Origin of the sequence: Nocardia sp. XZ_19_385 (assembly GCF_015355755.1) — a bacterium.
GTDB lineage: Bacteria > Actinomycetota > Actinomycetes > Mycobacteriales > Mycobacteriaceae > Nocardia.
This window is the reverse complement of sequence record NZ_JACVEE010000001.1, coordinates 261,001-280,014: the sequence shown is the minus strand read 5'-3', so window position 1 is coordinate 280,014 and position 19,014 is coordinate 261,001. Positions and strand designations below refer to the sequence as shown.

Below are 19,014 nucleotides of genomic sequence, written 5' to 3'. Positions count from 1 at the left end.
TCATTACGTCGATCATCGAAAAAAGCCCGCCCGGCGAATCCGCCGGGCGGGCTTTTTTTATTTAAGACTTCGGGCTCACTGGATGACGTTGTTTTCCATTGTCGGCAACTGGCGCGCGATATTCAGTTGGCGCTCGGCGGCATCGATCACTTCCATGGCACTGACCAGGAGCAAGCCCGGATCTGGTTCGGCGGCGTAAGGATCGCCAGTCTGCCCGGCCCACAGCGCGATATGCGCCGCGCGCCCGGCGGGCGGACCGGACTGGGCGGGGGAGAGGGGACCAAAGATCAGCACCGAGGGGGTGCCGAAGGCGGTGGCCAAGTGGCCGACGCCGGTATCTCCGCAGATCACCAGCGCCGCGCCCGCGACCGTGGCGGCCAGCTGTTGCAGCGTGAGTTCGCCTGCCACCACCGAGGTTTCGGGCAGACCGGCGTGCTCGGCTACATAGCGGGCAAGGGGAAGTTCGGTGGAGGTGCCGGTGACCAGAATCGGGTGACCGGCGGCCTGCAGACGGGAGGCGACAGTCGCGAAACGCTCCGCGGGCCATTGCCGCGCGGGCGAACTCGCGCCCGGATGAATGACGACGTGGGTGCGCTGGCCGAGGGCCTCCGGCGGCGGATCCAGCTCGATGCTGGCCGGATCCGTTGGTATCCCGGCTGATTCGAGCAGTTTGCACCAGCGCAGCGTCTCGTGCAGATCGTCCGGCCAGGCGGGGCCGCGCACCAGCGGGAAATCCGGATGCCGATAGGTGATCAGCTGCTCCGGGTCGGTGGCGTCCAGATCGGCGATGCCTTCGGGGCCCGGTCCGTGCAGGTTCACCGCGCTCGTCGGTGGCGGCGCGTTCCAGCGCAGGTCACCCAGGATCGGGGTGGCGTGCAGGTCGTCCACGCAGCCCGTCATGTCGACGATCGGGCGTAGCCAGCCGGGCGCGGCGAGCACGAGGCGATGGTGTGGGCGAGCGGCGCGTAACCCGCGCAGGGCGGGCAGCGCGGTGAGCAGTCCGCCCAGGCCGCGAGCCCGCAGGATCAGGGTTACGGCCGGGTCTGCGGTCGAGGACATCAGCTACGCCTCCCGGCGGTAAATCTCTGGCGCCCTTGCGAACTCGCGGACGAGGGCGGCAGCGTCGGCGTCCCCGTCCGCGAGCCGGCCGCCGACCTCCGTACCGCCCGGGCGGGAACGTCCTGGTGGTGCGGCTTTCGACGCTCGACGCCGATGTCGAGCGGGCCGGAGGCGGCAAATCGTATTCCGGTGATATCCCGGCGCATCCGCTCGAAACAGGGTGTGGCGCAGATCTCTACTTGGGGACCAGGATTCCGGTCAGGTCGGCCTTGTTGATGGGGGTGTCGGGGTTGGCCTGGGCCGAGCACATCAACTCGATCGCGGTGAGGGAACGGTCGACGGTCTGATCGTTCGGCACGTCGCCACCCTGCTCCTGTTCCAGGAACTTCGCGACGGTGGTGCGCTGCTTTTCCTTGTCCTGCTTGGTGAATTCGCTGCACGGCGTTTCGCCGCCCTTGTTCACGGCCTTCTCGGCCTCATCGCAACCCGCGGCGAACAGAGCGGCCGCGGCGAGGCCGGCGACGGCGGCGGTGGTCACAGTACTCAGATTCATCGAATTCTCCTGGGGCTGAAGGGAATCAGAATCCGGCCAAGCCGGAGGCGAGGTCGGGAACATCGAGCGCTTCGAGCACTTCGTCACGCGTCTGCGGGCAGGCCGCGGTGGTGGCCGTGTCGATCACCGTGCGGTCCCGGACAATCAGGTCGTTGAGGCCGCCGTTGCGCAGCCCCCAGTTGTGCACGGTGCCGTTGAAACCCACCCGGGCCAGCACCGAACCCTGCGATTTCCAATCCCCGAGCTCGTCGCGGAACATCTCGCACAACTGGTTCGCCGCCACCTCGGTGATCTGATCGGGGTTCGGAATTTCCGAACTCTTCGGCGTCGTCGAATTGAAGGTCATCGTGAATTTCGGCTGAGTCGGGGTGGCGGGGCCGATCGGAGTTTCGGAATCGCCTCCGGGCACGTTGCTGCCACATCCAGTCAGCAACAGCGCGCCCGCGGCGGCGAGCAAACACAACGAGCGAGCGTTCATCAATGCCCGCCATCGTCGGAGCTGTGCGTCTCCTCCTTGCGGACCCGGCGGTGCTCGGCGAAAACGAGGAACGCGCCGATACCGAGGCACAGCACGGTGGCGACAACACCGATGATCGCCCAGCCCTCGAATCCGTAGCCCGCGGCGGTGACAGTCAGCGCGAGCCCGACGATGCCCAGCATCACGAGAATAATGCCGGGCCAATTGCGGGTGTCCTCGAGCGTTTCGCCGGCGTGACTTCTGGTGGTGCGTTCATGATCCGGAAAATCTTGCTCGCCAACCATTAGGAAGCTCCTTTTCTGGCCGAACTGTCGAACAGGTGCCTTGGCAGCGATACCCGGGTTCGGCACGGTCAATCACCGGGTGGCCAGCGGCTGGGCCGCCTTGTCGCGCGCGGGCTGCAACTCGTAGATCGCATACGCCGCCCGGATCACCGGTTCGGCGACATTGCGCACCCGGATCCCGCCCGGGGTGGTGCCGCGTTCGGTGCCCGCGTGCGCGTGCCCGTGCAGCGCCAGATCGACCTGGAACTCATCGATCGGCTCACCCAGCAGATAGGAGCCGAGGAACGCGTAGATCTCCGGGGGTTCGCCGTGCAGGGTGTCGCTGATGGGGGAGTAGTGGGTGAGCACCACCGTCACATCGGTGTCGAGATCGGCCAGCGCGCTGCGCAGCGATTCGGCGACATCGACGGTGTGCCCGGCGAATTCGCGCATGAGGCGTTCGCCGAAGATGCTGGCGCACTTGCCCGCGAAGCCGCCGCCGAAGCCCTTGCAGCCGGCCACGCCGAGGGTTTCCCCGCCGATGTCGAGGGTGACCGAGGTGCCTTCCAGCACCGTGATGCCGTGGTCGCAGAGCAGCGCGGTGATCTCGTCCGGCAGGTCGCTGTGGTGGTCGTGGTTGCCCAGCACCGCGATCACCGGCAGCCCCAGGTCGGAGACTTCGTTCGCCACCACCCGCGCCTCCTCCAGGGTGCCGTGCCGGGTCAGATCACCGGCGAGCAGCAGCGCGTCGGCGCGCAACGGCAGTTCGCGCAGCGCCGGCCGCAGCTGGCCGGCCGATTCCGCGCCCAGATGGATATCACCCACGGCCGCGATTCGCATGGGGCTCAACTCCTTTCGGGCGCGGAGAGGTCTTCGGTGCCCTCCGGGGCGCAGGGCAGGGTGACGTGCACGTCGTTGTGAATGCGCGCCGTCGGCAGCTGCTCCCGGATCACCGTCTCCATGGCCTGTTTGCGTTCCACACTGCTCACCTCGCCGCCGAGCACCACCACCTCACCGCGAATGGTGACGTGGATGCCGAGTTCGCAGGTACGCGGATCCTCGGCGAGTGCGCGGCGCAGATGCGCGACGACATATTGCGGTGTCTCCATCTACTTGCCTCCCTCGGTGTCGGTGCCCCCGTTGGTGATTCCGGTGTCGGCGATCCCGAGATCGGCCAGCAGGCCGAGAAAGGCGCGCGCGTACGGCGAATGTTCGGTCTGCTGCCGCACGGCCGTCCAGTCGACCTGTTCGCGCAGGTCGCGGGCGATGTGCAGGAGCGGGCTCAGGTCCAGCCGGTGCGCGTCGAACACGAGCAGCTTGTCCACCATCAGGTCGGTGCCGCTGACGACCGGCGCCATCGTCGGGCCGATCCGCATTTCCTCCGCGCGATCCAGCAGTTCGTCGGTGACGTCGCGATTGTTCGGGCGGAAGATCACGTCGATCAGGGTGTCGCCGTCGTATACCTTGGTCAGCCAGTCCTCGGCGGGCTCGCACAGCCGCAGGCCCTCCTCCGCCAGTGCCGCCACGGCCGCGTCGGTGTCTTCGGGTTTGACGAAGATATCGACGTCGTGATGGGTGACCGGCCCGCCCCGGGCATACACCGCGCAACCGCCCGCGACCGCGAACCGGATACCGGTACCGGTCAGGGTGGTGACCGTGCGGGTCAGCGCGTGCAGCAGCTCTTCGGTGGTCGGAACCATAGGGCGGTGGTACCCGGCGCTTTCGCGGTTAATCGTGGTGACAGCGGGTATACGGGTCTTTACCCCTGGAGATCGAGCAGGGGAGGAGATTCAGGTGAACGAGCACGGCGGCCGCCCGGGGGAGGGCCGGTTCCCGCACGGCCGGTCCGAGACTGACACCGAACGTCTCGACCGCAACTGGGAAAGCCTGATCCAGGAATTACGCGTCGTCCAGACCGGTATCCAATTCTTGATCGGCGCTCTGCTGATCCTGCCGTTCCAGTCCGGTTTCGCGCATCTTTCCGGCCCTTTGCGGGTGCTGTATCTGGTCACCGTGTCCACGGCGGTGGGAGCGACGGTGTTCCTGGTGGCGCCGGTGTCCTGGCATCGGATCCTGTTCCGGCGGCAGCGCATGGGGAACGTGGTGGCCGCAGCGCATCGGTGCGCGATGATCGGGGTGGCTCTGCTGGGCGTCGCGCTCACCGGCGCCGTGATTCTGGTCTTCGAGGTCGTCGTCGAAGAGGCGTACGCGGGTGTGGTGGCGGGCGCGGTCCTCGCGGCGCTGTTCGTCGTCGCCTGGCTGCTCACCCCCTGGCGGTGGCGGGCTAGATCCGAGGCCGATCCGGCGTCGGCGGATGCGGCGGACGAGCGCTAGCGCGCGGTGGCTACCGCGGGCAGCGGGGCCGGGCGGAGCGGAGCGCTGCGGATCGGGGTGGCGCGCTCGTAGGTGGTCACGGTCTCGGCGGCGATGCGATCCCAGGAATAGCGCTCGCGCACCCGCTGGATGCCCGCGGCGCCCCAGGATTCGCGCCGCACCGGATCGTCGAGCAGGGCGCGTACCGCCCGTGCGATGGTCGCGGGTTCCGGTGGCGCGACTAGTCTTCCGGTGACGCCGTCGACCACGGTGTCCAGCATCCCGCCGACCGCGGTGGCGACGACCGGAGTCCCGCAGGCCATGGCTTCCAGCGGGACCAGTCCGAACGGCTCGTACCAGGACGTGCACAGCGCCACGTCGGCCGAGCGGTACAACCGCGGCATGGTCGCGTGCGATACCGGTCCGAGCATCCGAAGCCGTTCCGCCACACCGTAATCGGCAGCCAAACGGCGCAGGCGACGGGTTTCGGTGTCCTCGTCGAGGCCGTCGCCGACAGCGCCGCCCGCGATCACGAGTTCGGTATCCGGCAGTTCGGCGAGCGTGCGCACCGCAAGGTCGAATCCCTTGCGGCGCACCAGTCTTCCCACCGCCAGCAGCCGATGCGGCTGCCGTCGCCCGGCCGCGCCGCCGTCCGGGGTGAACGTCGCGAGATCGACTCCGCCGGGTACCACCGAAATCCGGAATCGCGGCACCCCCATCCGGGTCAGCTCGGTGACCTCGTCGGAGCAGGTGGCCAGGACCTGGGTGGCGCGGGTGGCGATGAGCCGCTCGAAGCGGATGCGCGGGCGCGGGCTGGTATCGGCCAGGCCGTGGAAGCGCCGGCGCACCGTGCCCAGCCCGTGGAAGGACACCACCACCGGCAGATCGTGTGAGCGGGCGGCCAATTCGGCGGCCAGCGCCGACATCCAGAAGTGCGCGTGCACCACCTCGGGGCGGCGCAGCGCCCAGTGCTTGCGCAGGAACGTCCCGAATTCACCCAGATGCGGCAGGATCTGGTCGCGCGGCAGCGGCCGCGGCGGCCCGGCGGGGACGTGCACCACGCGATAACCCTCCCGGGCCGGAACTTCGGTGCGGGTGTGCGGATCCTGCCGACGGGTGTACACCGTGACTTCGTGCCCGGCCCGGACCAGCGCCGCCGCCAATGCCCCCACCGCGACCGTCCGCCCGCTGGCGGCGCCCCCGCCGAGTTCGGTTAGCGGAGAAGCACATTCGGCCACCATTGCAATCTTCACGGCGGACTCCCATCAACGGCGCAGACGATCTGTGGCGGTTATGCCCAGTGAACTGCGGCGGCAAACCCGGGCAGGCGCTGTTCGACCGGGTGAGGGCGGGGTGCGTGATCCAAACCGTGACGATCGCGCCCCGGGCCGGTGCTGCGCCGGTTTTGTGTACAGAACGGAGCGGGCGTGCCAAACTAGGGAAAGGTTGAGACTACAGCCGACCCCGGATTCACAGCGACCGCCTCGATGAGGAGACGCTCGGTGCTAGGTCGGCGGGAGCGTTGCGACACGAGTTCCCCCATACGAACTCCCCACTTCGCCGCTCACTTCCCGCAGACCCCTCCGCACCTGTTGTGAACCGGAGATCCCCCCTGATTGTGGGAGGTATGTCATGCCTACGGATGCAGTTGTGCTGCACTCTCTTAACGGTGCTCACGTGTCTGCCGACGGCGCTACAGCGGACGATTCGACGCCACGGTTCCATCCGAGCCGTACCTGGGCGCAACGGGTCGACCGCCGTAGACGAAGCGTGGTGGTGCGGGTGGAAGGCGAGCTCGACGCCGCCGTCTATCCCGAATTTCGCGCCACCCTCGACAACGCGATCGATTCCGGCGCTCCCGCGGTGGTGATCGATCTGCGGGCCGCGCGGTTCGTCAGCCTGCGGGCCGCCGCCAGCCTCGGCGCGGCCCGGCAGCGGGCCGCGTGCAACGGCGTCGACCTCCGGATCGTGGCCGGTCGCCGCGACATCGAGCGTGCCTTCGAACTCACCGGAGTCCGGCCGATGTTCGGTAACTACCCCTCGATGCGGGCGGCCCTCGACGCCTGAATGACGTTGGTCCTCGAACCGGCCGATCCACTCGCTCGCACGCTCTACGCCACGCATACTGGCGCTGTGATGGAGAGTGGATCGGTTCACGAAGCGGACCCGGACGCCGAGGATGCCGTTGCGCTGAACCGTGTGATCGGAATGGGTAAGCCGCAAAGCGTCGGCAACTTCCGGTATTGGTTCGACGACGAGCGCTGGGAATGGTCCGACGAGGTGGCGGTGATGCACGGGTACACGCCCGGCACCGTCACCCCGACCACCGAGCTGCTGCTGACCCACAAGCACCCCGAGGACCGTGCGCAGGTGGCCAGCACGCTCGCCAAGACCGTCGAGCACGGCGATCCGTTCTCCAGCCGGCACCGCATCATCGACACCGGCGGCAACGTGCATCACGTCATCGTGGTCGCCGACCGGATGGCCGACGACGACGGCGAGGTCGTGGGCACCGCCGGCTACTACGTCGACGTCACCGACACCCTCGAGGAGCACCGGCAGGAAACCCTCGACGACACCCTGCCCGAGCTGTACGCGGCGCGCGCGGTGATCGAACAGGCCAAGGGCGCGCTGATGCTGGTCTACGGAATCAGCCCGGAGCAGGCGTTCAAGGTGCTCAGCTGGCGGTCCCAGGAAACCAACGTGAAGCTGCGCGCGCTGGCCGACCAGCTGGTCGCCGACATCGGCGCGATGGTGCACTCGCCAGTGCATATGCGCACCGAATTCGATCATTTGCTGCTCACCGCGCACGAGCGCATCCAGGCGGGTAGCTGACCAGGTTCGTGTTTGCTCCCGCCCGCACCGGGTAAGCGGCACCGTGAGGAACGTCGCGGTTAGAGCATGGGGCTGTGCCCGGTGGCCGGACCGCGCAACCGGCGACGCGAACAAGGTGGTGATGGGCAATGGGGGAGTGGACTTCCCGATCCTCAACGAAGACGACGACGATCGGGGTGCGGTTACCCGCTCAGTTCGACCAGCTCACAATGCTGCGCGCCCTCGCCGAAACCGTCTCGCTCATAGCCGATTTCGCGCTCGACGAGGTCACCGACATCCGGCTCGCCCTGGACGAGGTGGCCACGTCGCTGATCATGGAGGCGGTGCCGGACTCCACCCTCGAGTGCGAATTCACCTATGACGACCGGCAGATGTTCGTCCACGTCGGCTCGGTCGCGACCTCCGAGGCGGTAGTGGGGCAGGCCGGTTTCGGCTGGCATATCGTGCGGACCCTGACGGCTTCCATTGCCGCCGTGCAGGAACCGTTCGACGCGACGGTGGGCGGGTTCCCGACGATGGTGGATTTCAGCTGGGTGCGAGGGGTGGCTGATGACGGGTGAGTCGAGATCGCCCGGTGACAGCTACGACAATATCGAGCCGCTCTTCGAGAAGATCGCCGCACTGGATCCGGACGACCCGCGCCGCGAACCCATGCGGGAGGAACTGATCGAGCGTTGCCTGCCCTTGGCGGAGCACATCGCGCGAAAGTTCTCCGGACGTGGTGAGATCTTCGATGATCTGCTGCAAGTGGCACGACTGGGGTTGGTGCAAGCCGCGGATCGCTTCGATGTGAGCCGCGGTTCTTCGTTTCTGGCGTTCGCGGTGCCGACGATCATGGGTGAGGTGCGCCGGCACTTCCGTGACAACACCTGGGCGGTGCGAGTTCCGCGGCGGGTCAAGGAGATTCAGCTCAGCATCGGTCCGACCATCGAGCGGATGTCGCAGCGGCTGGGCCGGGTGCCGCGGGCCCGGGAGATCGCTGCCGAACTCGATGTGGATCTGGTGGAGGTCACCCAGGCGCTGATCGCGGGCAACGCCTATCAGTCCCAGTCCATCGACGCGGTGGCCGGCGACGATATCGACAACGCCCCGCTGCCGCTGCTGGAAAGCCTCGGCGAAGAGGAAGAGTCCTACCATCTGGTGGAGGACTTCATGGCGGTCAAACCGCTGATCGAGGACCTGCCGGACCGGGAACGCCAGGTGCTGATCATGCGGTTCTTCGAGAACAAGACGCAGACCCAGATCGCCGACGTGCTGGGGGTCTCCCAGATGCACGTGTCGAGGATCCTGTCCAAAACCCTGACCGCGCTGCGGGAACAAGCGCTGCGCGACTAGGGCTGGCGTGGTCTACCGCGGTATCGGCGGTGGCCCCGGGACCGGTGGCAGCGGCGGACGCGGATCGTCGGGATTCGGCATCGGGGTCGGGTCCGGCGGTAGCGGCGGAACAGGATTCGGCTCCGGGAACGGATCGGGTGCGGGATACGGTGGCACCGGATCCGGCTCGGGTAGCGGGGGATGCGTGAGCCCGGGCCCGTTGATCGGCATAGCGGTCATGGGTTCTGGGTACCCACCCCGAGCAGCGCAAACCGCCGCGAAAATCTCAGCTAACTGACCGCGCCCGGTTTGCCGCGCTTTACCATCGGGTACCTCATGGAGAACCGGAACCAAAGCTCAGGGAGCTAAGGAGGGTCGTCATGGACCGCCAGCGACGACCAGTCGCCCGGAATCCGCATCCCGGACCCGGCGATGCTCGAACGCTGAAACCCGCACAGCAAATCAATTCCCCCGCCGAGCAGCCCGACCGCGCGGACCGCACCCTGGTCACCCGCAACCACGAGGTCATCCGCCGCTGGGCCGAACAGCGCGGCGCACGCCCCGCCACCACCCCGTTCAGCGAATACAACGGCCGACTAGACACCTTGCGCTTCGACTTCCCCGGCTACGGCGGCGCGATCCTGCAGCCGGTCGAGTGGGACAAGTGGTTCGACACCTTCGGCGCCCGCCACTGCAGATTCCTGTATCAAGAAAAGCGCCCAGACGGCACGCCGAGCAACTTCAACCGCCTGGAGATCCCACGCGACGAGTGGTGAAGCTGCGCAGACCATTTTCGACGAGCGGGGCCCGGGATCCATGCGATCGCGGGCCCTGTTCTTCTACGAAAGCCGCCGCATCTGGTGCCCGGGCCGCGACCTTGAACCAGGAAATCAGCTGGGGGCCTTAGGGACTCGGGTCCTCGGAATGAGCGCTGAGCATCAGACGCTGGCGTTCGCGGCGAGCACCGGGGGGATGTGTGGGACTAGGTGTTCCGGCCCGGAGATCGCAGGGATGACGAGGATCCTGCGAGCTCCGAAACCATGAGCTCACGAGATGGCGGGCGGCTCAGGCGGACTCGCTGGCGTCCTCCTCGCCGAAGGCCGGGAGCATCCGTGGCAGGACCGCTGCGCCCGCGGTGGCCGCGATGGCGGAGGTGGTGGCGATGCTCCAGCCGACGGGGCCCAGCGGGGTGCAGCCGAAGTAGTGGCATAGGCCCGGGGTCATGACGATTACGCCGAGGACGCCGGCGCTGGCGGCGGTGGTGGCCCAGACGAGGGGGCTGGTGCGGCCGGAGAGCAGGGTTTGGCCGAGTTGGGTGCCGATCAGGGCGACCAGGCCGACGGTGGCGGCTCGGCGTTGGGTGCCGGTGTAGCGGGCGATCGTCCAGGCGCCGGAAGCGCCTGCGGCGGTGGCGATTCCGCGGATGGCGATGGTGCGGGCCAGCTCCGCGCCGAGGCTGGCGGGCGGGATCTCGGCGAGCTGGGCGGCGCGGTGTTCGGCGGCTTTCGCCGAGTCGATGCCGGGGTCCGGGCGGTTCCGGTCCGGGGACAGGGCGAGGGCCAGGGCGGGGAACATGTCGGTGAGCATGTTGACGAGCAGGAACTGGCGGGTACCCAGCGGGGCGGCGCCGGCCACGGCGGTGCCGTAGAGGGTGAACGCGACCTCGCCCGCGTTACCGCCGACGAGCACGCCGACGGCGTTGTTGATGCGCTGCCACATGCCGCGCCCTTCGACGAGTGCGTGCAGGATCGCGGTCGGATCCGGGTCGGTGAGCACCAGGTCCGCGGCGTTGCGGGCAGCGGCGGAACCGTGTGCGGCCAAACCGATTCCGACGTCGGCGGTGCGGATCGCGGCGGCGTCGTTGGCGCCGTCGCCGGTCATGCCGACCACGTGCCCGGCGCGGCGCAGGCCGGCGACGATGCGCACCTTCTGCTCGGGGCTGACCCGGGCGAAGACTGTGCTGCGCTCGATGAGTTCGGTCTGCTCGTTGTCGTCGAGACGGTCCAGATCCGAGCCCGTGGTGACCGCGTCGGCGGCGATACCGAGTTCGCGTGCGACCGCCGCGGCGGTGACGGGATGGTCGCCGGTGATCATTCGCACGCTGATGTTGTTGTCCTGCAACGCATTTACCAGCGGCAGGCTCTGCGCGCGCGGCGTGTCGGCGAGACCGAGGAACCCGAGCAGGGTGAGTTCGCCGACCATGTCCTCGACGTCGTCGGGGCGATCGGACAGGTCGCGACGGGCCACCACCAGCACGCGCAGGCCCTGCTCGGCGAGCTGACGCACGGCCTGTTCGGCCTGCTCCCGAAGTTCCTGCGGCAGTCCCTGTTTGCCCTCGGCGGTGCGGATCTTGGTGCAGCGGGGGAGCACCACCTCGGGTGCGCCCTTCACCACCAGACGCAGTCGGCTGGTGGTCTGTCCCAGCGCGGCGGCATAGCCGCGGTTGTGTTCGAAGGGGATCTCGTCGATCGGATCCCACTGGTGCGCATCGTCGCCGAGCACCTCCGCGGCATCCAGCACGGCACGATCGGTGGCATGCAGTACCGGCCCGTCGGCAGGATCGGGGCAGGCCCGGGCCGCGGCCCGCAAAAGTCTGCGCGCGCTGTCGGATTCGGCATCCGGCTCCCACTGCTCGTTCAGATCGGCGAGGGTGGTCAGCCGCAGCCGGCCCTCGGTGAGTGTCCCGGTCTTGTCGAAACACAGGGTGTCCACCCGGCCCAGCGCCTCCACGGTTCGGCTGGCGCGCACCAGGACTCCGTAGCGCGACAACCGCCGAGCGGCCGCCAACTGCGCGACCGTGGCCACCAGCGGCAGCCCCTCGGGCACAGCCGCCACCGCCACACCGACACCATCGGCGATAGCGGTACGCAACACCCGCCCACGCAACCCGCCCAGCACGGTGACCGCGCCGCCACCCGCCAGCGTCAACGGCAGCGCCCGCTGCGTCAACCGCCGCAATTGCGCCTGCACACCGCCCTTTTCCGGCGGAATGGCACCGGCCGTCGCGCGCCCGGCCTGTGTCTCCGCCCCGACCGCGACAACCACCGCGAGCGCGGAACCACTCACCACCGTGCTTCCCTCGAACACCATGCAGGCCCGCTCGCCGAGCCCCGCACCCGGAGTAGCCGCGAGTTCCTTCGGCACAGTGATCGATTCCCCGGTGAGACCGGATTCGTCCAGCTCCAGATCATCGGCGACCAGCAGACGCGCATCGGCGGGCACCACATCCCCGCCCCGCAGCACGATGAGATCGCCGATCGTCAGCTGATGCGCGGGTACTTCCTCACCCGGAAGAGCAGCACCGCTCAGGTTCAGCCCCCGCAAGTCCCGGGTACGCAATTGCATTGCACCCGAACCCGAGCCACCGTTGCTGCTCGCGCCGGACCCGCCGCCGAGGCCGGTGCCGCTGGAGGCTTTGCTGCTCAACGCTTCTCGGTCGACGAGCCGCGCCGTCAACTCCTCCCCGGCGAGCAACTCATGCAGCGCGCTCTCGGCTTTCTGGCGCTGTCGGGCCGATACCACCGCGTTCACCGTCAGCACCGAGGACAGCAGGATCGCATCGGACGGTGAGCCGAGGATGGCGGTGGCGACGGCGCCGACGCCGAGGATCGGAGTCAGTGGGTCGGCCAGTTCGTCGCGGACGTGCTTGCCGAAGGACAAGGCCGGGGCGAGGGGGGCGAGGATCCGTTCCCGGCTGGACTGTTCCGGGGCGGTTCGCTCGGCGACCGGCTGTGGCTGCGGGAGTCGCGACAGGACCTCGTCGGGTTCCAGTGCGTGCCATGGCAACAGGGGAGCCAGCGCGGTCGAGGGGACGCCGCGCACCGCCTGCCAGCCGCTGAACGCGCCGTTGGCCAGGCCGAGTACGTGGGCGGTGATCATCGGCGAGGTGCGGCCGCGGCGTCCGGGACCGGTGGCGAGCAGCAGCGCGCCGAGTGCGCAGCCGGACAGTGCGAGGGCCCGGCCGCGTTCACTGGTGGCCCGGGCGGGTGCGACCGCGGCGAGCACGCGCTGCACCTGAGTCAGGTCGCGGCACACCACATCCGCGCTCCACGGCAGTCGCAGCGCGTGGTCTTCCTCGCCGCACAGGCCGATTCCAGCGTCCGCCCAGGCCAGCGCCTTATGCGCCCGAGGACTCAGCACAGCGACAACGTGGCCGTCTTCTTGCAGTTCGTGCACGTACTTGCTCAGGGAGATGCCGACGTTGAGGAATTCGTCGGCGAGCGTGCGCAATTCGGCCCCGTCCGCACCTGCGGACAGCACTACGCGCAAACCCGCATTGCGTGCCGAAGTCAGCACGGCGTGCGCCCGCCGGTCGAGTTCGCGGCCGATCAGCACCCGCCCAACCGGGCGATCACCGTCGCGCAGTTCCCGCCACGCCGGTCGCAGCGTCGCACCGCGATCAGGAGTACCGCTGTTCGGATGCACCAGACGCAGACGTCGGTCAGGTGAGGTTTCGCCGCTGGAACCGTTCTTGTTCTCCGCCGCGCGCAGAAGTCGCTGCGCCGCACTCCACACCTGCGCGGCGGCGCGCAGCTCGTCCTCGGCTGCTTCGGATTTCGACTCCTCATCACCCCGGTCGCGCCACCGCGGATCGATGGCTTCCGCGTCGAGCACGATGCGCCGCGAAGTCAACAGGGCTTCACCGTCGATCACCATCGTGGTCAGCCGATCCAGCCGCCGCCACACCGCCGGGTAGAGGGTCAGCACGCCGGCGCGGGCGAGGGTCGTGGAAACCGTTGCCGCGTACGCTTCCCGCGCCGCACGCGCTGCTTTCGGCGCACCCAGTTGCAGGGCGTCGGCCGCTTGGGAGGCTCTGGCGTTGCCCGCGAACGCGGCCGCCCCGAGCAGCGAGCCCGCCGCGGTCTCGTCGGCCACCCGCTCCACCGGGCCGGGCGGCAGGTCGCAGGGCCGGGTATGCGGCGGCAGGGGATCGGCGACGCCCGGGCTGTGCGACGACGCCAGTTCCGCTTCCCAGCTTCGCCACAGCGTGTGGCGGGCCAGCGCTTCGGTCAGGGTGGCGGTGCGCTGCACGGTGTCGACCAGCAGGTTCGCCAGGCTTTCCGAGGCGCTGTCGCTGACCGCGTTGCCGAGCGCATTGGCCAGGGCGAGTACGAGATCGGCTCGGGTGCGGCCCAATCGGGCTTCGAGCAGGCGGCGTACCCGGGGCTGCGTATCGATGACGGCGGCGGCTCCGCGCAACGCCCGTAGCGGCGGCTGGAACGGGAGTACCAGTCCGGCGGTCGACACCGCGATCGCCGCCAAATCGCCTGCGACCTGAATTCCGGCGGCCAGCAAGGGTTCTCGATCGGCGGGGAATTCGGTGCGGCGACTCCAGCCCACGTCGCTGACATCGGCGTTGTCCTCGATGTGCTCGATGACGTGCAGCAGCTCCTGCAAGTCGTCCGCGCCGTGCTCGAGTTCGGCGATCACGCGCCCGGTGACGGTGTTGACCTTCCACTCGCGCACCGAGCCGAGGCGTTCCAGTTCGCGATCCAGTTCCCGGGTGAGCGCGGCGTGCTTGCCGGTGGCCAGGCCGTGCACCTCGATGGACGCTCGATCCTCGTGCACCGCGACCCGCCGCTGGGTGCGCTCGGGGCTCGGATCGATCAGTGCGGCCAGATCGTCGCGCAGGTGTTCAGGGGTCAGCGTTTCCATCCCGTGCGCTGCGGCTTTCACTCCGGACTCGAAGGCGTGTATGGGTATTTCGACCGCCTTCAGGCCCATGCCGAGCGCGAACAGCGAACCGCCACGCAGCGTTTCCGACACCTTGGTGCGCAGTGAGAAGCCCATATTCGACAGCTACCCAGGGGCGCATCCGGCAAACAGACACGAAAGCCTCTGCGGGTATTCGTCTTTCGTGTCGCGGCGCATTCTTTGCGGTGCGGTTCGAGCTGCATTCCCGGGTTGCAAGGATTGTGTCGAAGGTCACCGCCGACTTGCTTTTCGGGCGGGTAAAGGCCAAGGGTTGTGGATAGCCAGCGACTAACCCACCCTCCGATGTGGGGTTTACCGAACGGTTGGTTCGGGTAACCCGGAGGTTGGCACGTTGCTCGAAGGCGGAATGTCGCGTCGGTATGGGGATGCGAAACTTCCGTACTGCACGCGGGTCCGCTCTGGCAAGGGATGAGGACCTGTTGAGCACCAACTTGATGATCGTTGACGAGGACGAGAACGTCAGGGGCGAATTGCGCCTGGCGATGGAGGACGAAGGCTACGACGTTTCCGAGGCGCAAGAGGCTGAGGACGCACTGTCCTATCTGCGCAGCAAGGGTGCACCGGATGTGATGATCGTCGAGCTGATGCTCGGTGACATGGATGGCTTCGATTGCATCCGCGAGATCCGCCGCGAGCACGACGTGCCGATCATCGTGATCAGCTCGCGCGACAACACCCACGACGTGGTGGCCGCCCTGGAGGCCGGCGCCGACGATTTCGTCACCAAGCCGTTCGAGATCAAGGAGATCTCGGCCCGCATGCGCGCCCTGCGCCGCCGGGCCCGATTGACCGCCGAGCGGGACACACCCAAAGAGATCGTGCTCGACGCGCTGCCGGGCGCACCACTGGTGCTGACCCCGGATTCCGGTGCGGTCCGGCGCGGTAACGAGGAAATTCACCTCACCATCACCGAGTTCCGGCTGCTGTGTGAACTGGCCGAGACCCCAGGCCGCGTGCTCTCACGCGCCCTGTTGCTCGAACGCATCTGGGACGACGGCTTTTTCGGCGACGAACGCATCGTCGATGTGCACATCCGCCGGCTCCGCACCAAAATCGAACGTGATCCATCGGACGCGCGCATCGTGGTCACCGTGCGCGGACTCGGCTACCGATTAGATCTTCAAACCTAAGCCGCAGTATTTCCGGTAGAACGCCGACTCCATTGTGACGAGGCTTATTTCGTTATGCCCTCCTACCAGGCGTTGTGATCTCTTCGTAATGCAACCGCAAAGAGTTCGACAAGATCACCGCAAAGTTCAGTCGTAAGGCTGTGTAAGTACTGCAGACCCAAAAGGGAGATGTATGTCCACACCAACCTTGCCCACGCTCGATGACAGCACCGTCGCTGAAATCGACCGCCTCGCCGCACCGGTTATGCGCGCTCCGCGCGTCGGTGACGCCGCGCAGATCTGGCGAATCGCCAAGGATTCGCAAGTGCTCGACACCAATTCGAGCTACGCCTACCTGCTGTGGTGTCGCGACTTCACCGGTACCTCGGTGGTCGCCGAGGTCGACGGCCGCGTCGTGGGATTCGTCATCGGATACCTGCGGCCGGAAGCGCCCGACACGGTGTTCGTGTGGCAGGTGGCGGTCGAGCAGGCCCAGCAGGGCCTCGGCACCGGTACCGCTTTGATTCAGCATTTGCTCGACACCGTTGCCCCGCACGGGGTTTCGGTCCTGGAGACGACCATCGCACCGGACAACCCGGGTTCCATCGCGATGTTCAGCTCGGTGGCGCGTCGTCGTGGTGCGCAGATCACCAAGGCTCCCATGTTCGATCCGGAGATGTTCCCGGACAGCCACGAAGCCGAAGAGCTCTACCGAATTGCCCCGATCGATCTGTCCGTCAGTAAGCAGGAGGCCCGAAAGTGATCACCGCCGAGACGACCATCTTCGAAGAGCTGGAATCCAATGTCCGCGGCTATTGCCGCTCCTGGCCCACGGTGTTCACCACCGCCAAGGGCAGCTGGCTACGCGACGAGGAGGGCAAGGAATTCCTCGACTTCTTCGCCGGCGCCGGCGCACTGAACTACGGCCACAACAACGACGTGCTCAAGCAGCCGCTGCTGGATTACATCGCCGGTGACGGCATCACCCACGGCCTGGACATGTCCACCGCGGCCAAGCGCAAGCTGCTCGAAACCATGCGCGACACCATCCTGCGGCCGCGCGGCCTGGACTACAAGGTGCAGTTCCCCGGCCCGACCGGCGCCAACGCGGTCGAGGCGGCGCTGAAGCTGGCCCGCAAGATCACCGGGCGCGAGACCGTGCTCAGCTTCACCAACGCCTTCCACGGCATGACCCTCGGTGCGCTGTCGGTGACCGGCAATGCGGCCAAGCGTGCGGGCGCCGGCGTGCCGCTGGTGCATGCCGCCCACATGCCCTACGACGGCTACTTCGACAACACCACCCAGGACTTCCAGTGGATGGAGCGGGTGCTCGACGATTCGTCCTCGGGCTTCGACCGCCCGGCCGCGGTGATCGTGGAGACGGTGCAGGGTGAGGGCGGCGTGAATGTCGCTCGCCCGGAATGGCTCCGGCATCTGGCGGGGCTGTGTGCGGCGCGCGAGATCCTGCTGATCGTCGACGACGTGCAGATGGGTTGCGGCCGCACCGGCCCGTTCTTCTCCTTCGAGGTCGCGGGCATCACCCCCGACATCGTGACGCTGTCCAAGTCGATCGGCGGCTACGGCCTGCCGATGGCGCTGGTGCTGTTCAAGCCCGAGCACGACGTGTGGTCGCCGGGCGAGCACAACGGCACCTTCCGCGGCAACAACCCGGCCTTCATCACCGCCGAGGCGGCGCTGGCGCACTACTGGGCCGATGACACCCTGCAGCAGTCCACCGAGGCCAAGGGTGTGCGGATCGGCGAGGCGCTCGGTCAGGTCGTCGACTACTTCCCGGGCCTGTCGACCCGCGGGCGCGGCCTGGTGCAGGGCATCGCCTTCGACGATCCGTCCCAGGCCGGCAAGGTGACCCAGGTCGCCTTCGAACGCGGTCTGCTGGTGGAGACCTCCGGTTCCAGCGACGAGGTCGTGAAGCTGCTGCCGCCGCTGACGATCACCGACGAGGAACTCGATCTCGGCCTGCACCTGCTCACCGGCGCCATCGACACCGTGTGCACCGGCTGGCAGCGCCTGCACCACATGGACAAGGGAGCGTAACCAGTGATCGTTCGTACTACCGCGGAGATCACCGGCACCGATCGCGATGTCGCCGACGAAGGCTGGCGCAGCAAGCGCATCATCCTCGGCGGGGACGGTGTCGGGTTCTCCTTCCACGAGACCACCATCGAGGCCGGCACCACCCACGTCTTCCACTATCAGAATCACGTGGAGGCGGTGTGGCTGGTCGAGGGCGAGGGCACGCTCACCGACCTCGACAACAACGTGACCTATCCGCTCGGGCCGGGCTCGATGTACCTGCTCGACGGGCACGAGAAGCACCGCCTGGAAACCCGGACCCGGATGCGGATGTTGTGTGTGTTCAATCCGCCGGTCACCGGGCAGGAGGTCCACGACGAGAACGGCGTCTACCCACTGGTCGCCGTCCCGAGCAACTGAGGGAGGTAGCGAATGGTGTTGCAGCACACCGTTGATACGAGTCTGACGGATCACTACCCGACCCGTACGGGTGGGGCGCGCCAGCACATGGAGCGGGTCGATCCCACGGTGTGGGGGCAGATCGGCACCGAGGCCCTGTCCACCTTCGGCACCGACGGCTATGCGGTGCTCGACGATCTGCTCAGCCCCGCCGAAGTGGCCGAGTTCAGCGCTGAAATCGCCCGCCTGGCAACCGATCCCGCGCTCGCCGAGGACGATCGGGTGATCCGGGAGCGGTCCGGTAATCGGGTGCGCTCGGTGTTCGAGGTGCACAAGCTCAGCGCCGCCGTGGCCGATCTGGTGCGGCAGTCCCGGATTTCCGGGCCGGCCCGCGAGGTGCTCGGCTCGGAGGTGTACCTGCACCAGACCCGGATCAACTACATGCCCGGGTTCCGCGGCAACGGCTTCTACTGGCATTCCGATTTCGAGACCTGGCATGCCGAGGACGGGATGCCGGCGCCGCGGGCGGTGAGCCTGTCGATCGCGCTGACCGACAACTATCCGGTCAACGGCAGCCTGATGGTGATGCCCGGCTCGCACCGCACCTTCGTGCCGTGTCAGGGCAGCACTCCGGCCGAGCATTATCGGGAGTCGTTGCAGGAGCAGGAGATCGGGGTGCCGACGCCGTCGGACATCGCGGTGCTGGCCGAGCGGCACGGGATCACCCAGTTCACCGGCCGGGCCGGATCGGCGCTGCTGTTCGACTCCAACATCATGCACGGCTCGTCGAACAACATCACGCCGTTTCCCAGGTCGAACATCTTCCTGGTGTTCAACAGCGTGGAGAACACCCTCGTGGAGCCGTTCGCCGCACCCGGCCGAAGGCCTGAATACATTGCCGCGCGAGATTACACGCCGGTGTAAAGCTCCGCTGTTCCGCGT

Annotated in this window: 21 protein-coding genes; 11 read left to right on the top strand and 10 right to left on the bottom strand. The window is 67.7% G+C overall.

Annotated features, from left to right (window positions below; genetic code table 11):
- Window positions 1-75: 75 nt before the first annotated feature.
- The 7 genes from IBX22_RS01085 to IBX22_RS01055 all read right to left on the bottom strand — a co-directional run bounded on the left by IBX22_RS01085 (window position 76) and on the right by IBX22_RS01055 (window position 4,053).
- Window positions 76-1,059, bottom strand: a complete 984-nt coding sequence (locus tag IBX22_RS01085; protein WP_194813512.1) for a glycosyltransferase family 9 protein — start codon at window positions 1,057-1,059, stop codon at window positions 76-78.
- Window positions 1,060-1,294: 235 nt separating this feature from the next.
- The gene (locus IBX22_RS01080; protein ID WP_194813511.1) at window positions 1,295-1,612 is read right to left on the bottom strand and encodes a hypothetical protein; all 318 of its coding nucleotides are present in this window, start codon (window positions 1,610-1,612) and stop codon (window positions 1,295-1,297) included.
- A gap of 25 nt (window positions 1,613-1,637) precedes the next feature.
- Window positions 1,638-2,090, bottom strand: a complete 453-nt coding sequence (locus tag IBX22_RS01075; RefSeq protein WP_228538120.1) for a hypothetical protein — start codon at window positions 2,088-2,090, stop codon at window positions 1,638-1,640.
- The gene (locus tag IBX22_RS01070) at window positions 2,090-2,374 is read right to left on the bottom strand and encodes a hypothetical protein (protein ID WP_194813510.1); all 285 of its coding nucleotides are present in this window, start codon (window positions 2,372-2,374) and stop codon (window positions 2,090-2,092) included. The genes IBX22_RS01075 and IBX22_RS01070 overlap by 1 nt, the downstream gene beginning before the upstream one ends.
- Before the next feature lie 72 nt (window positions 2,375-2,446).
- On the bottom strand, window positions 2,447-3,193 hold the full coding sequence (locus IBX22_RS01065) for a metallophosphoesterase (protein WP_194813509.1): 747 nt from the start codon (window positions 3,191-3,193) through the stop codon (window positions 2,447-2,449).
- 5 nt (window positions 3,194-3,198) lie between these two features.
- Complete coding sequence (locus tag IBX22_RS01060; RefSeq protein ID WP_194813508.1) at window positions 3,199-3,462, bottom strand: BON domain-containing protein; 264 nt, start codon at window positions 3,460-3,462, stop codon at window positions 3,199-3,201.
- Window positions 3,463-4,053: a nucleotidyltransferase family protein gene (locus IBX22_RS01055; protein ID WP_194813507.1), complete on the bottom strand. Its 591-nt coding sequence runs from the start codon at window positions 4,051-4,053 to the stop codon at window positions 3,463-3,465.
- Window positions 4,054-4,147: 94 nt separating this feature from the next.
- Here IBX22_RS01055 and IBX22_RS01050 point away from each other — a divergent pair, with 94 nt between their 5' ends.
- Window positions 4,148-4,687, top strand: a complete 540-nt coding sequence (locus IBX22_RS01050; RefSeq protein ID WP_194813506.1) for a DUF6328 family protein — start codon at window positions 4,148-4,150, stop codon at window positions 4,685-4,687.
- Here the strand turns inward: IBX22_RS01050 and IBX22_RS01045 are convergent.
- Window positions 4,684-5,919 carry a glycosyltransferase gene (locus tag IBX22_RS01045; RefSeq protein WP_194813505.1) on the bottom strand — a complete coding sequence of 412 codons (1,236 nt, stop codon included), beginning with the start codon at window positions 5,917-5,919 and terminating at the stop codon, window positions 4,684-4,686. The genes IBX22_RS01050 and IBX22_RS01045 overlap by 4 nt on opposite strands.
- 424 nt (window positions 5,920-6,343) lie before the next feature.
- On the opposite strand from IBX22_RS01045, the gene IBX22_RS01040 reads away from it, so the two are divergent.
- From IBX22_RS01040 to IBX22_RS01025, 4 genes are all read left to right on the top strand, one after another.
- Window positions 6,344-6,733, top strand: coding sequence for an STAS domain-containing protein (locus IBX22_RS01040; RefSeq protein WP_309234369.1), 390 nt, complete (start codon window positions 6,344-6,346; stop codon window positions 6,731-6,733).
- Between the two features lie 69 nt (window positions 6,734-6,802).
- Window positions 6,803-7,501, top strand: a complete 699-nt coding sequence (locus tag IBX22_RS01035; protein ID WP_194815496.1) for a PAS and ANTAR domain-containing protein — start codon at window positions 6,803-6,805, stop codon at window positions 7,499-7,501.
- 128 nt (window positions 7,502-7,629) lie between these two features.
- Window positions 7,630-8,061: an anti-sigma factor gene (locus IBX22_RS01030; protein WP_194813503.1), complete on the top strand. Its 432-nt coding sequence runs from the start codon at window positions 7,630-7,632 to the stop codon at window positions 8,059-8,061.
- Window positions 8,051-8,836: a SigB/SigF/SigG family RNA polymerase sigma factor gene (locus tag IBX22_RS01025; protein ID WP_194813502.1), complete on the top strand. Its 786-nt coding sequence runs from the start codon at window positions 8,051-8,053 to the stop codon at window positions 8,834-8,836. Before IBX22_RS01030 ends, IBX22_RS01025 begins: the two co-directional genes overlap by 11 nt.
- Before the next feature lie 12 nt (window positions 8,837-8,848).
- On the opposite strand, the gene IBX22_RS01020 is transcribed toward IBX22_RS01025, so the two are convergent.
- Window positions 8,849-9,055, bottom strand: coding sequence for a hypothetical protein (locus IBX22_RS01020; protein WP_228538797.1), 207 nt, complete (start codon window positions 9,053-9,055; stop codon window positions 8,849-8,851).
- Between the two features lie 140 nt (window positions 9,056-9,195).
- On the opposite strand from IBX22_RS01020, the gene IBX22_RS01015 reads away from it, so the two are divergent.
- Window positions 9,196-9,591 carry a hypothetical protein gene (locus IBX22_RS01015; RefSeq protein WP_228538119.1) on the top strand — a complete coding sequence of 132 codons (396 nt, stop codon included), beginning with the start codon at window positions 9,196-9,198 and terminating at the stop codon, window positions 9,589-9,591.
- Window positions 9,592-9,880: 289 nt separating this feature from the next.
- Here IBX22_RS01015 and IBX22_RS01010 read toward each other — a convergent pair whose 3' ends face one another.
- Window positions 9,881-14,605 (bottom strand): cation-translocating P-type ATPase, encoded by a 4,725-nt coding sequence (locus IBX22_RS01010; RefSeq protein ID WP_194813501.1) that lies wholly within the window; start codon window positions 14,603-14,605, stop codon window positions 9,881-9,883.
- Window positions 14,606-14,949: 344 nt separating this feature from the next.
- Between IBX22_RS01010 and IBX22_RS01005 the strand changes: the two genes are divergently transcribed.
- The 5 genes from IBX22_RS01005 (at window position 14,950) to thpD (ending at window position 18,996) form a co-directional block, all read left to right on the top strand.
- Complete coding sequence (locus IBX22_RS01005; protein ID WP_194813500.1) at window positions 14,950-15,660, top strand: response regulator transcription factor; 711 nt, start codon at window positions 14,950-14,952, stop codon at window positions 15,658-15,660.
- 244 nt (window positions 15,661-15,904) lie between these two features.
- Window positions 15,905-16,402 carry a diaminobutyrate acetyltransferase gene (ectA, locus tag IBX22_RS01000; RefSeq protein ID WP_228538351.1) on the top strand — a complete coding sequence of 166 codons (498 nt, stop codon included), beginning with the start codon at window positions 15,905-15,907 and terminating at the stop codon, window positions 16,400-16,402.
- Entirely contained in the window at window positions 16,399-17,694 is a 1,296-nt protein-coding gene (gene ectB, locus IBX22_RS00995) for a diaminobutyrate--2-oxoglutarate transaminase (protein ID WP_194813498.1), read from the top strand. Before ectA ends, ectB begins: the two co-directional genes overlap by 4 nt.
- 3 nt (window positions 17,695-17,697) lie before the next feature.
- Window positions 17,698-18,093, top strand: a complete 396-nt coding sequence (locus IBX22_RS00990) for an ectoine synthase (protein WP_194813497.1) — start codon at window positions 17,698-17,700, stop codon at window positions 18,091-18,093.
- Window positions 18,094-18,105: 12 nt separating this feature from the next.
- Entirely contained in the window at window positions 18,106-18,996 is an 891-nt protein-coding gene (gene thpD / locus IBX22_RS00985) for an ectoine hydroxylase (RefSeq protein ID WP_194813496.1), read from the top strand.
- Window positions 18,997-19,014 lie beyond the last annotated feature (18 nt).